This window comes from Clostridium sp. MCC345 (assembly GCF_018785345.1).
Taxonomy (GTDB): Bacteria; Bacillota; Clostridia; order Lachnospirales; family Anaerotignaceae; genus Anaerotignum_A; species Anaerotignum_A faecicola.
The window spans coordinates 137,087-150,560 of the sequence record NZ_WQPP01000017.1 but is presented as its reverse complement, the minus strand read 5'-3'; the positions used below and the strand labels follow the sequence as shown (position 1 = coordinate 150,560).

Sequence of the window (13,474 nt, the reverse complement as noted above, 5' to 3'; positions counted from 1 at the left end):
AGGAACAGAAATGAAAACAAGTGATTTTTACTTTGACCTGCCTGAAGAATTGATTGCGCAGGAGCCGCTTGCGGACAGAGCATCCAGCCGTCTGATGGTGGTGCATAAGGACAGCGGAAAGCGTGAGCATCGGCATTTTCGGGATATTAAGGAGTATCTGCGCGCAGGGGACTGTCTGGTTATCAACAATACCAAGGTTTTGCCTGCCAGATTATACGGCGAAAGAGTCGGCACAGGCGCGGCGATGGAGATTCTTTTGCTGGTGAGAAGGGATATAGATACATGGGAGGTTCTGGTGCGCCCGGGGAAAAAAGCGCGCCCCGGTGACAGGATTTCCTTTGGCGGCGGCAAGCTGATTGCGGAGGTTTTAGAGGTCATCGAAGGCGGCAATCGTATTATCAAATTTGAATATACGGGTGTGTTTGAAAATATTCTGGAGGAGCTGGGAGAAATGCCCCTGCCCCCTTATATCACCCATAAATTAGAGGATAAAAACCGCTATCAGACGGTTTATGCGGAGCATGAGGGCTCTGCGGCGGCACCCACGGCAGGTCTGCATTTTACGCCGGAATTATTAAAGGAAATTGAAGACATGGGGGTAAGGATTGCCCATGTTACCCTGCATGTTGGTCTGGGCACCTTTCGCCCCGTGAAGGTGGAGGATGTGCTGGAGCATGAAATGCACTCTGAGTATTATGTGGTAGAGCCGGAGCAGGCGGCGATTATGAATGAAACGAAGAAAAACGGCGGCCGCATCATTGCGGTTGGCACAACAAGCACAAGAACACTGGAATCCGTAACGGATGAAAACGGCGTGATTCAGCCCAAAAGCGGCTGGACGAAGATTTTCATTTATCCCGGATACACCTTCAAGGCGGTGGATTGCCTTGTGACAAATTTCCATCTGCCGGAATCTACGCTGATTATGCTGGTTTCTGCGCTGATGGGGAAGGATTTGGTTATGGAAAGCTACGCCGAGGCGGTAAAGGAGCGGTATCGGTTCTTTAGCTTCGGGGATGCGTGTCTGTTTCTTGCAAAAGAAAAATGAGCAATAAAAAAGCCTTACTGTAAGTAAGGCTTTTTCTTTTGCTTAGCCGATGCCGCCGTTCAGTGCGCCGAGAATCAGCACCAGAACGCAGACGGGGCAGAGGACATATTTACAGAGCGGATAGAACCAAGGGAACAGGGGCTTATCCCGTCCCTTATTGACCTCCGCTTCCACAAATTCACGCTTGCAGAACCAGAAGAACATGATTGCCGCCAGACCTGCGCCGAGGGGGCAGATATAAATGGACAGCACATCCATCCAACCGGAAACAATGCCCTGGATACAGATGGAAACAACGATGCCAATGATGCCGATGGTAAGGCAGGCAGGCACGCGGGCAAAGTTGAATTTTTCCTGTAGGGTTGCGATGGGCGTTTCATACAGATTGAGGAGAGAGGTCATCCCTGCGAACAGCACTGCCACAAAGAAAATGATGGCGAACAGAGAGCCGCCGGGCATGCTGTGGAACAGATTCGGCAGGAAGATGAACATCAGCCCCGGGCCGCCCTGATCCAGCTGAGAGCCTGTGGTTGCCATGGCAGGAATGATGACCAGTGCCGCAAGGCATGCCGCCAAGGTATCAAAGAAGGCAACGCGCGCCGCAGAGGCAGGAATATTTTCTTCATCGGAGAGATAGGAGCCATAGATGATGGTGCCGTTGCCTGCGATGGAGAGGGAGAAGAATGCCTGTCCGAGGGCGTAAATCCATGTCATAGGGCTTTTCAGCGCGACAGGGTCTACGCGAAAGATATAGCGATAGCCTGCCACTGCACCGGGCTGTAATGCAATATAGACAGCAAGCCCGACAAACAGCAGGAAAAACAGCGGCATCATGATTTTATTTGCTTTTTCGATGCCCTGCCCAATGCCCATCATCATAATCAGGATGCAGAGGAGCAGTGCCGCAATCTGCCACCCGTTATTGCCGAAGGCGCTTGCCATGCCGCCGAATGCCGCCGCATAGGAATCAACATCCGCCGGGGCAAGGGTTGCGCCGGTAAATGTGCCGACGGCGTATTTCAAAATCCAGCCCATGACAACGGTGTAGCCGATTGCCATTGCCAATGCGCCGACCATGGGAATCAGCCCCAGTGCCTCCCCCAGCTTGCGCTTGCCGCGGCTTTCCAGAGCCATGCCGAAGGCATTGACAGGGCCGGAGCGTGCCGCACGCCCGAATGCCATTTCCCCGATGACACCTGTTGCGCCAATCAGCACAACAAAGATAAAATAAGGAATCAGAAAGGAACCGCCGCCGTAAAGGGAGACCCTTGTCGGGAACATCCAAAGATTGCCCATGCCGACCGCGGAACCCACACAGGCAAGGATGAAGCCGAGCCTGTTGGTAAAAGAATCACGTTTTTTCATAAGTTTCTCCTTTATAAATGATAAATGCCTGTGTAGTATACCATTTTTTTCGGGAGAAGGACAGAATAAAACGGAAAATTGTACAGAATCGGATGATTTTTTTGAGGAACAGAGAGCAGATTCTTTTCCTTGAAATAAAGGGAAATCTACTATAAAATAGAAGGAGTGTTTAGGGAAAGTCGGTGAGAAAAATGGACTTATTTGAATATAACCGCAGCCTGCAGGGCGGCAAGGAGGCACCGCTTGCGGCAAGGATGCGCCCAAGCTGTCTGGAGGATTTTGTCGGGCAGGAGCATATTGTCGGGAAGGGCAAGCTGCTTTACAGAGCCATTCAGAGCGACAGGCTCAGCTCTGTTATTTTTTATGGCCCGCCGGGGACAGGCAAGACCACTCTGGCGAAAATCATTGCCAACACCACGAAAAGCAAATTCTGCCAGATTAACGCGACAACGGCAGGCATAAAGGAGATTAAGGAAACGGTGGAGGATGCCAAGGCGGAGCTTGGGATGTACGGCAAAAAGACGATTTTGTTTATTGACGAGATTCACAGGTTCAACAAAAGCCAGCAGGATGCCCTTCTGCCGCATGTGGAGGACGGCACGCTGATTCTGATTGGGGCGACAACGGAAAACCCTTATTTTGAGGTGAACAAGGCGCTGGTTTCCCGCTCGATTGTCTTTGAGCTGCGGCAGCTTGAGGACAAGGACATCAAAAGACTGCTGGAGCGGGCATTGACGGATGAGAAAAACGGCATGGGTATCTATCATGCGAGGATGGATGCGGACGCGATGGATTTTCTTGCAAATACGGCAAACGGAGACGCGAGAGCCGCGCTCAACGCTTTAGAACTGGCAGTGCTGACAACGGAGCCACAGGCGGACAAAACGATTCACATCACCTTGGAGGAGGCGCAGGAGTGCATCCAGAAGCGCGCGCTGAATTATGATAAGGATGGGGACAACCATTATGATACGATTTCCGCGTTCATCAAGAGCATGCGCGGCTCTGACCCCGATGCGGCTTTGTATTATCTGGCGAAAATGATTTATGCAGGGGAAGACCCGAAATTTATTGCGCGGCGAGTTGTCATCTGTGCATCGGAGGATGTGGGCAATGCAGATCCGCACGCGTTGCAGGTAGCGGTTTCTGCCATGCAGGCGGTCAATTTTATCGGGATGCCGGAGGGGCGGATTCCCTTGGCGCAGGCGGTGACATACGTTGCCTGTGCGCCGAAAAGTAATGCCGCCTATCTTGGGATTGACAAGGCGCTGAGTGATGTACGCAATATTCGGATTCGTACCGTTCCACCGCATCTGAAGGACAGCCATTACAGCGGTGCGAAGGAGCTGGAGCATGGCGTAGGCTACAAATACGCACATGATTACCCCGGACATTATGTGAAGCAGCAATATCTGCCGGATGAATTGGTTGGCACGGTATATTATGCGATGACAGAGAATGGCGTGGAGCGGCGCATGAAGGAGCATCTGAGGCGGCTGAAGGGGGAGTAACAGGATTTTTCTTGGAAATTTCTTGACTTTCCGATTTGATATGTTAAAATAAATTTATTATGATTTGAATGACTGTGAAGATGAAAAGTACGCAGTGAACCATCTCCAGAGAGAGGGCTTTCGGGGAAACCTGAGCTGAAAGAGCCCTTAGCCTGTGAAGCTGCGGAAGTTCCCATCGGAGTCGGCTTTCTGAACAGAGAAGTAGGAAAGCCCGTTTCATGCTCGTTACGCATCAGAGTGCCTGTGATAGCAGGAATTTGGGTGGTACCGCGAGCCTTCGTCCCTTTGTGTGACGGAGGCTTTTTCTTTTTTGGGTGTGCCCCACCCCGTAAAAATCTGAAAAAACCTTGCAAAAGAGAGGAGAAAGCAAAAATGAAGGATAAGCTGAAACAAATCCAGCAAAAAGCGCTGAGCGCATTCCAGGATGCAAGAGAGATCAAGGATGTAGATGATTTAAAGGTGAAATTTCTGGGTAAGAAGGGCGAGCTGACTGCCATTCTGAAGGAAATGGGCAAGCTTTCCGCAGAGGAAAGACCTGTCATCGGGCAGATGGCGAATGAAGTAAGACAGAGCATTGAAAAAATGCTGGAGGAAAGCAAGAAACGTCTGGAGGCGGCAGAACTGGCGCACAGACTGGAGGCAGAAAAAATCGACGTAACCATGCCGGGGAAGGAAAGACCCGAAGGGCATAAGCACCCCATGAGCATTGTGATCGACGAAATCTGCGATATTTTCAAGGGCATGGGCTACGAGGTGGCAGACGGCCCTGAGGTGGAAAAGGACTACTATAACTTTGAGGCGCTGAATATTCCTGCAAACCATCCTGCAAAGGATGAACAGGATACCTTCTATATTAATGGGGATATTCTGCTGCGTACACAGACCTCTCCCGTGCAGGTGCGTACCATGGAGAAGGGCAAGCTACCTATCCGTATGGTTTGCCCCGGTGCGGTATATCGTTCCGATGAGGTGGATGCAACCCACTCCCCTGTATTCCATCAGCTGGAAGGCATGGTGATTGATAAGAACGTAACTATGGGCGATTTGAAGGGTGCATTGGCAGTGTTTGCGAAGGAGCTGTTCGGTGAGGATACAAAGGTTCGTTTCCGTCCCCATCATTTCCCCTTCACAGAACCCAGTGCGGAAATGGACGTAACCTGCTTTGCTTGCGGCGGCGAGGGTTGCCGTGTGTGCAAGGGCGAGGGCTACATTGAGCTGCTGGGCTGCGGCATGGTTCACCCCAAGGTGCTGAAAATGAGCGGCATTGATCCTGAGGAATACAGCGGCTTTGCATTTGGTATGGGTCTGGAGCGTGTAGCTATGCAGAGATACGGCATTACAGACCTGCGCTTGCTGTTTGAAAACGATGCGAAATTCCTGAAGCAGTTCTAATAGACTGCAAAAGATTGCGGGGCGTTGGTTCAAGCAGGCTTTGCTTCGCAAACCTTGCCCTTCGGGCAACCGCCGCATCTGTTCGGCGGTGCGTACCCACACCCCACGAGGTGATGAGAACAAAAACAGGATTCAAGTTGAATATATCTGTCTGCAAAGAGAGGAATCCCCTTGCAGGAGTCTGAGGACAGCGTCCTCGGAGAAAAAGAAAGGAGAGTTAATTTCATGGACGTACCTATGTCTTGGATGAAAGAATATGCACCCGTTACAGCGGATATCAAGGATTTTATTGAGGATATCACGTTGTCCGGTTCCAAAGTAGAGGGCTACACAACCGTAGCCGGCGAAATTAAAAACGTAGTGACAGGCTATATCAAGGAAATCGTAAAGCACCCCGATGCCGATAAGCTGGTGATCTGCACGATTGATGCAGGGCAGGGCAGGGACTTAACGATTGTTACCGGCGCACCCAATGTGAGAGTGGGAGATTATGTACCTGTTGCGCTGAACAATTCTGTTATCGCAGGCGGCAAGGAAATCCACACAGGCGAGCTGCGTGGGGTTGTTTCCGAAGGGATGCTCTGCTCTGTGGAGGAGCTGGGCTGCGATAGACACGATTTCCCAGAAGCACCCGAATACGGCATCTATATTTTCCCCGAACCCGTAGAATTGGGTAAGGATATTGTAGAAGTGCTGGATTTGAAGGATGAAGTGGTGGAATACGAAATTACCTCCAACAGACCTGACTGCTTCTCTGTTTTGGGGATTGCAAGAGAGGCTGCCGCAACCTATGATATTCCCTTCCATTATCCCGAAATTAAAGTGGCAGAAAAGGCGGAAGGCAAGGCAGAGGATTTTGTAAAGGTAACGATTGAGAACCCTACACTTTGCCCCAGATACGTTGCAAGAGTGGTAAAGAATGTAAAAATCGGGCCTTCTCCCAGATGGATGAGAAAAAGACTGCGTATGGCAGGTGTACGCCCCATCAACAATATCGTTGATATCACAAACTATGTGATGATTGAAATGGGACAGCCGATGCATGCATTCTCCATCGAAACCATCAAGGACAGCCATATTATTGTAAGAAACGCAAAAGAGGGCGAAACCATTACAACACTGGACGGACAGGTGAGAAGCCTTGATCCCTCCATGCTTGTGATTGCCGACCCCGAAAAGGCAGTTGCGATTGCAGGCGTAATGGGCGGCGAAAATTCCATGATTGTGGAAGGCTCTCAGGCGGTGCTGTTTGAATCCGCAAACTTTGACGGTCCGAACGTGCGTATCACAGCGAAAAAGGTTGGTCTGCGTACAGACGCATCCAGCAAGTTTGAAAAGGGACTTGACCCCAATCTGGCACTGGAGGCAGTGAACCGCGCGGTGCAGCTGGTGGAGCTTCTGGAGGCAGGTGAGGTTGTGCCCGGCGTTGTGGATGAATATCCCAACAAGAGAGAGCCTTGGCAGCTTGCCTACAACCCTGCATGGATTAACAAATTCCTTGGGACAAGCATTTCCGAAGAAGAAATGCAGAAGATTTTTGAAAAAATCGAATTGAAGGTTGACCCTGTAAACCATATTGTAACGATTCCTACCTTCCGTCCCGATTTGGAGGCACAGGCAGACCTGGCAGAGGAAATTGCACGCTTCTACGGCTACAATAAGATTGAAGCAACACTGGCTTCCGGCACACCTACGGTTGGCAAGAGAACCTATGCGCAGAGCATTACTGCACTGGTGAAGGATACTGTGATTGCAAACGGTCTGTGCGAGGCAATGACATATAGCTTTGAAAGCCCGAAGGTGTTTGACAAGCTGCTGATTCCTGCGGACAGTGACTTGAGAAAGGCCATTGTGATTTCTAACCCTCTGGGTGAGGATTTCTCCATCATGAGAACGGTTTCCTTTAATGGGATTCTGACCTCTCTGGCAACCAACTACAACAGAAGAAACGAAAGCGCAGGGCTGTTTGAGGTGGCGAAGGTTTATATTCCCAAGGCACTGCCCCTGACAGAACTGCCTCACGAAATTCCCACACTGACCATGGGGATGTACGGCAATATGGATTTCTATGATTTGAAGGGGATTGTGGAGCATCTGATGCACGTTCTTGGCATGAGCAAGGTGGCAGAATATGTGACAGAAAAGGCACTGCCTTGGATGCACCCCGGCAGAACGGCTTCTGTGATCGTAAACGGCGAAAGCATTGGTTATTTGGGTGAAGTGCATCCTGCGGTGCTGAAAAACTACGGCATTGGTACAAGAGCATATCTGGCTGTTCTGGATATGGAAAAGGTAATTGCGAATGCAAACAGAGATGTGGTTTATCAGGCATTGCCGAAATTCCCCGCACTGACAAGAGATATTGCGATGCTGGTGAAGGAAGATGTAACCGTGAAGGAAATTGCGGATATCATCAAGAAAAACGGCGGCGCATATCTGGAGGAGGCAAAGCTCTTTGACGTATATCAGGGGGCGCAGATTGAAGCAGGCTATAAATCTGTGGCATATTCCATCACCTTCCGCAGTGCGGAAAAGACACTGGCAGATGCCGATATTGCAGATGCAATGGATAAGATTTTGAAGGGCTTGGCAGAGGAGCTGGGCGCACAGCTGAGAGATAAATAAGGAATCGGGATTTCCGAGAGAAAGAACCGCCATGGCTAAAGGTGCGCCCAGATAAGAAACCATAAATTCTGAAATGCTGAAAGCTACGGCTACTGCGTCAGTTCCCCTTGACAGCCTAAGTCAAAGGATGCCTGCGGGAAACTTTCTTGTACCCGCAGTCTTTCAGCTATTTTATTTTCTTCATGTTTTCTTATTGGGACACACCTAATGCTGTGGCGTTTTTTGATGGAATTAACAGTGTTTCGCACTGGTTGGGCGCGGGTGCGCCAAAATGAGGAGGTTGGACAACGTGGACGGTTCGCCCGTTTGGAACTTTTGCGGCGAAACAGAGGATTTCTTCCTTACTTTTTATGCTAAAAAGTAACAAAAACTTGGAACCCGTTTCGTGATGGGTTCCAAACCTCCACAGACGAGGAAAGGGCAACAAGGTTTCCCTTTCCAAACCCTTCCCCACGAGCCGGAAACGGCAGGGAGAAAAGCGGCGCAGGTGCGCCTAAAGAGGTTAGAAGAATCCATTTGCGAAATAGTGTAAATAATAGTAAAAAGAAATGGAATGGCGGCAGGGGGTGCAGGTATGCGTTTATTTAGAATGATTGTTTCTATTTTTGTGATGCTGATTGCGGGCTTGATTGGTTTTTTCGTGGGCATTAGAATAGATGAGGCAATGGGCGGTGCGGTTTTATTTTCCGTGATTGCCGGAATTGCCTGCGTGATTTATACGATAGAGAATCAGGAAAAATGAGATTGCCGACAGGATTCTGAAAAGCGGAGAGCGTTTTTTGGAGAGGATTTTTTACTGACGAGAGAAGAAATGAAAAAGAGCGAAAAAACAGCCCTTGGAGAGTGCTTTCCGAGGGCTTTTGTTATTTTATTTTACATATTCATATTTTTTAATATAGCAGATACCGATGGGGGTGGGGCCGGTATGGGTGCCGATGGTGATGCCGACGGGCCAGATTTCATCCATTACATCGAAGCCTTCTGCCAAGAGGGTCTGGCGCATTTCTTCTACGGTGGCGTGGCGTTCCTTTTCCCCACGCACCAACAGCACGCGATAGTGTTCCTTCTCGCTGTCGATTTCGTTTCTTGTCATATCCATGATGGTTTTGAGCGCTTTTTTATGCCCGCGCACCTTGCTTTCGGGATACAGTTCGCCATCGCGCATGACGATAATCGGCTTAATATTCAGAATCGCGCCTGCCAGAGCGGCGGCTTTGCCGATTCTGCCGCCCTTCTGGAGATAATCCAGAGAATCGACGGTGAAGTTGATTTTTGTCATATATTTTTGCTTATCCAGAACGGCAAGCAGTTCTTCCATAGAATAGCCGGCATCGCGCATGCGGCATGCTTCGTAGACCAGAAGCCCCTGCGAGCCTGTGACACAGGCACTATCCAAAACGATGATTTTGCGCTCGGGATAGGCTTCGCTGAGGATATTTGCCGCATTTACGCCGCTCTGATAGGAGCCGCTGAAATTTGCCGTAAGACAGATACAGAAAACATCCTTACCTTCCTTTAAAACGGGTTCCATGGCATCCATGTAATCCTGCACAGAGGGCAGAGAGGTTTTCGGATAGAGCTTATCGGCATTGATTTTATCGTAAAATTCATCGGGGGTAATATCCTGCAATTCCTTTAGGTAATTTACCGTATCAAAGGAAACATGAAAGGGGACGTAGGTTACATCCAGCTGTTCCAGCACGGCGGCAGGAATATCGCAGGAGGTATCGGAAAGTATTTTATATGTAGACATAGAGCTATTCCTCCATTTGAAATCTATAAAATCGATTTTGAATTAGTCTTTCTATCGGTTTATTTTACTTTGTATTTTGGGCGTTGTCAATAAAAAACACTGTCACACTGACGTAGTAAAGCATACCAGATGTTGTGTTATTCTGCTGTGCGGAAGTGGTTTTTATTGTAGGATTTGCCAATTTCCGAAGAAGATGGTATCATTTGTAGGCATGAAGAAAACGGAAGGGAGGAAACAGAGATGGGAAAGATTCTGGTCATTGCCGAGAAGCCCTCTGTGGCAAGGGACATTGCAAAGGTTTTGCAGGCAAAGCAGAAGGGAGAAGGTTGTCTTATCGGGGAGCGCTATGTGGTTTCCTGGGCGGTCGGGCATCTGGTGACGCTTGCGGAGCCGGAGGAATATGACGAGAAATACAAGAAATGGAATTTTTCCACGCTGCCGATTCTTCCTGAGGAAATGCAGCTGAAAGCAATCAAACAGACGAGAGACCAGCTAAAGATTCTGCACAGCTGGATGCACAAAAGGGAGATTGACAGCTTAATCTGTGCAACGGATAGTGGGAGAGAAGGGGAGCTGATTTTCCGCTATATTTATGAGATTACGAAATGCAAAAAGCCGTTTCGGCGGCTCTGGATCAGCAGCATGACGGAGGAGGCCATCAAGGAAGGTTTTGCAACGCTGAAGGACGGCAGAGAATACGATTTATTATACACCTCCGCGAAATGCAGGAGTGAGGCGGACTGGCTGGTAGGGATGAACGCCACGCGGGCGTATACCCTGCAATATCACGCGCTTCTGAGCATTGGGCGTGTGCAGACACCGACACTGGCGTTGATTGTGGAGCGGCAGAAGGAAATCGATGCCTTTACGGCGGAGGATTATTTTGAAGTACAGGCAGACTTCGGCGGCTATACGGGGCTTTGGATTGACAGGGAGGAGCATACCCGTATCGACAGGGAGGACGCGGCGCAGGCGATTCTTGCGAAAACAAACGGCAAGCCTGCCACGATTACAAAGGTGGAAAAGGAAGAAAAGAAAACGCCGCCGCCCCTGCTTTATGATTTGACGGAATTGCAGAGGGAATGTAACCGAAAGTTCGGGTTTTCCGCGAAAAAGACACTGGACATCGCGCAGAGCCTGTATGAAAAGCGAAAAATGATTACCTACCCCAGAACGGACAGCCGCTACCTGAGCGAGGACATGAAGGGAAAGGTGAAAAGTACGATTCACCGCTTGCAGGCGTTGGAGGAATACGCGCCCTATGCGGAGCCGCTTATGCAGGAAATCCGATTCACGAAGCGTATCATTGACAATGCGAAGGTGACAGACCACCATGCCATCATCCCGACGGATGGGAAGCTGCGCCCCGAAAGCCTTTCCGAGGATGAGAGAAAGGTGTTTTCTCTGGTGGCGGCACGTTTTCTGGCGGTGTTTTATCCGTATTATCGCTATGAGGTGACGAAGGTTTACGCCGAGGCGGAGCAGGAACGCTTTCTTTCCAAGGGGACGGTTGTTCTGGAGGAGGGCTGGCAGGCAGTGGAAAAGGCACTGGTGCCGACTGCAACGAAGAAGAAAAAGGCAAAGAACGAGGAGGAGCAGAAGCTGCCGCCCTTGCAGGAGGGTGAGGTGCGGGCGATTCGCAGCATGGAGCTGCTGCGGAAAAAGACGAAGCCGCCTGCACCCTATACGGAAAGCAGCCTGCTTTCTGCGATGGAAAACGCAGGACGGTTTGTGGAGGACGAAGCACTCAAGGAGCAGATGAAGGACAGCGGCTTAGGCACACCTGCGACAAGAGCTGCCATCATTGAGCGACTGCTGACGGTGGGATATCTGACGAGAAAGGGGAAAACCCTTCTGCCGACGGAAAAGGGCAGAAAGCTGATTGAGGTTGTGCCGCAGGAGATGCGCTCGCCGCAGACCACGGGCAAATGGGAAAAAGGACTTTCCTCGATTGCAAAGGGCAAAATGACGGAGGAACGCTTTATGGCAAGTATTCGCCGCTATGTGCAGTTTCTGATACAGGATGCGGCATCGGGCAGACGGGCGGATGTTATCTTCCCTGAGGAGCAGGTGCGCGGAAAACGCCGCAAAACAAATGCCTTTGGGAAATGCCCTTTCTGCGGACGGGATATTCTGGAAAATTCAAAATCCTTTTATTGCGCAGGATGGAAAAGCGGCTGCAAATTTTCGCTCTGGAAGGACAGCCTGAAGCCATACGGTCTGGAGCTGGACGGCGGTATGGTGAAGCTGCTGCTGAAAAAGAACAAATCCGAGCGCGTGGCGGTGACACTGCCGCAGACGGGCGAGAAGGGAACGGCGGTTCTGATTCTGAACAAGGACAAGGGCGGACAGATAGAGCTGATGGATTTTACAAGAGAGAACGCTTAAGTCGAAATCAGGAGAAAGAAAGAGTTGAAAGAAGAAAAAAGATTTGATATGATTTTAAATTGTGAGAAAAAATTTCTGAAATAGATTGGAAAGATAGTAAGGATTGGAGAAGAACATGGAACAGATTTACAGTATGCTGGGGATTTCTGCGGAGGTAGAAGCCTTTGGCAATGCGGTTTTAAAGGATTTAAAGGAACGCTTTGAAAAAATTGACGCGGTGGCGGAATATAATCAGGCGAAGGTACTGCGTGCCATGCAGGAGGAACGCGTGGATGGTACCTGCTTTGCGGGCTCGACGGGCTATGGCTACAATGACAACGGGCGCGATAAGCTGGAAAAGGTGTATGCGCGCTGCTTCGGGACAGAGGCGGCTCTGGTGCGCCCCCAGATTACCTGCGGCACACATGCACTGGCAATCGCGCTGAGTGCGAACCTTCTGCCCGGAGATGAACTGCTTTCCCCTGTCGGCAAGCCGTATGATACACTGGAAAACGTCATTGGGACAGTGCCCTCTGCCTGCTCTCTGATGGAATACGGGGTCAGCTACAGACAGGTGGAGCTTATGGAGGATGGGACATTTGACTATCCTGCCATCAGAGAAGCCATCAACGAAAAGACAAAGCTGGTGACGATTCAGCGTTCCAAGGGCTATGCCATGCGCCCGACCTTTTCTGTGAAGCAGATTGGGGAGCTGATTGCATTTATTAAGGAAATCAAGCCTGATGTGATTTGCATGGTGGATAACTGCTACGGTGAATTTGTGGATGTGATTGAGCCTTCCAACGTGGGGGCAGATATGATTGTCGGCTCTTTGATTAAAAATCCCGGCGGCGGTCTGGCTCCTATCGGCGGCTATATCTGCGGCAAGCAAAGCTGCATTGACAGATGCGCATACCGTTTGAGCGCACCCGGTCTGGGGCAGGAGGTCGGTGCCTCTCTGGATCTGAACCGTGCGCTGTATCAAGGCTTTTTCCTTTCCCCTACGGTTACGGCAGGGGCATTGAAGGGGGCTGTTTTTGCGGCGAATGTGTATGAAAAGCTGGGTTTCTGCGTGATTCCCAACGGCACAGAGTCCCGTCATGATATCATTCAGGCGGTGGAGCTGGGCAGTGCCGAGGCAATGGAGGCATTCTGTCAGGGGATTCAGGCGGCGGCCCCTGTGGACAGCTATGTTACGCCGATTCCCTATGCGATGCCGGGGTATAACTGCGATGTCATCATGGCGGCAGGGGCATTTATCCAAGGCTCCTCGATTGAACTGAGTGCGGATGGTCCAATCAGAGCACCCTATTCCGTTTATTTCCAAGGCGGACTGACGTGGTTCCATGCGAAAACGGGGATTCTGATGAGCTTGCAGAAGCTATATGAAAAAGGATTGGTAAAGATATAAAT

General features: G+C 50.2%; 9 protein-coding genes and 1 other annotated feature. Of the genes, 7 read left to right on the top strand and 2 right to left on the bottom strand.

The annotated features are described in order from the left end of the window. The first annotated feature begins 10 nt into the window (after positions 1-10). Complete coding sequence (gene queA / locus GPK49_RS04840) at positions 11-1,048, top strand: tRNA preQ1(34) S-adenosylmethionine ribosyltransferase-isomerase QueA (RefSeq protein ID WP_215676914.1); 1,038 nt, start codon at positions 11-13, stop codon at positions 1,046-1,048. A 42-nt stretch (positions 1,049-1,090) separates the two neighbouring features. Here the strand turns inward: queA and GPK49_RS04835 are convergent, their stop codons facing one another. Further along, a complete protein-coding gene (locus GPK49_RS04835) occupies positions 1,091-2,413 on the bottom strand; it encodes a sodium-dependent transporter (protein ID WP_215676913.1) in 1,323 nt (440 codons plus the stop codon). 191 nt (positions 2,414-2,604) lie between these two features. Between GPK49_RS04835 and GPK49_RS04830 the strand changes: the two genes are divergently transcribed. From GPK49_RS04830 to GPK49_RS04815, 4 genes are all read left to right on the top strand, one after another. Continuing rightward, positions 2,605-3,924: an AAA family ATPase gene (locus GPK49_RS04830; RefSeq protein WP_016408367.1), complete on the top strand. Its 1,320-nt coding sequence runs from the start codon at positions 2,605-2,607 to the stop codon at positions 3,922-3,924. A 65-nt stretch (positions 3,925-3,989) separates the two neighbouring features. Beyond that, positions 3,990-4,212, top strand: a binding site (T-box leader). 84 nt (positions 4,213-4,296) lie between these two features. Further along, positions 4,297-5,316 (top strand): phenylalanine--tRNA ligase subunit alpha, encoded by a 1,020-nt coding sequence (gene pheS / locus GPK49_RS04825; protein WP_016408368.1) that lies wholly within the window; start codon positions 4,297-4,299, stop codon positions 5,314-5,316. Between the two features lie 225 nt (positions 5,317-5,541). After that, a complete protein-coding gene (pheT, locus tag GPK49_RS04820) occupies positions 5,542-7,941 on the top strand; it encodes a phenylalanine--tRNA ligase subunit beta (RefSeq protein WP_215676912.1) in 2,400 nt (799 codons plus the stop codon). A 574-nt stretch (positions 7,942-8,515) separates the two neighbouring features. Then, a complete protein-coding gene (locus tag GPK49_RS04815; protein ID WP_170158617.1) occupies positions 8,516-8,683 on the top strand; it encodes a hypothetical protein in 168 nt (55 codons plus the stop codon). A gap of 126 nt (positions 8,684-8,809) precedes the next feature. On the opposite strand, the gene GPK49_RS04810 is transcribed toward GPK49_RS04815, so the two are convergent. Next, positions 8,810-9,694 (bottom strand): DegV family protein, encoded by an 885-nt coding sequence (locus GPK49_RS04810; protein WP_118579491.1) that lies wholly within the window; start codon positions 9,692-9,694, stop codon positions 8,810-8,812. Between the two features lie 240 nt (positions 9,695-9,934). On the opposite strand from GPK49_RS04810, the gene GPK49_RS04805 reads away from it, so the two are divergent. Continuing rightward, complete coding sequence (locus GPK49_RS04805; protein WP_215676911.1) at positions 9,935-12,082, top strand: DNA topoisomerase III; 2,148 nt, start codon at positions 9,935-9,937, stop codon at positions 12,080-12,082. Between the two features lie 115 nt (positions 12,083-12,197). Beyond that, on the top strand, positions 12,198-13,472 hold the full coding sequence (locus tag GPK49_RS04800; RefSeq protein ID WP_215676910.1) for a methionine gamma-lyase family protein: 1,275 nt from the start codon (positions 12,198-12,200) through the stop codon (positions 13,470-13,472). Positions 13,473-13,474: the final 2 nt, after the last annotated feature.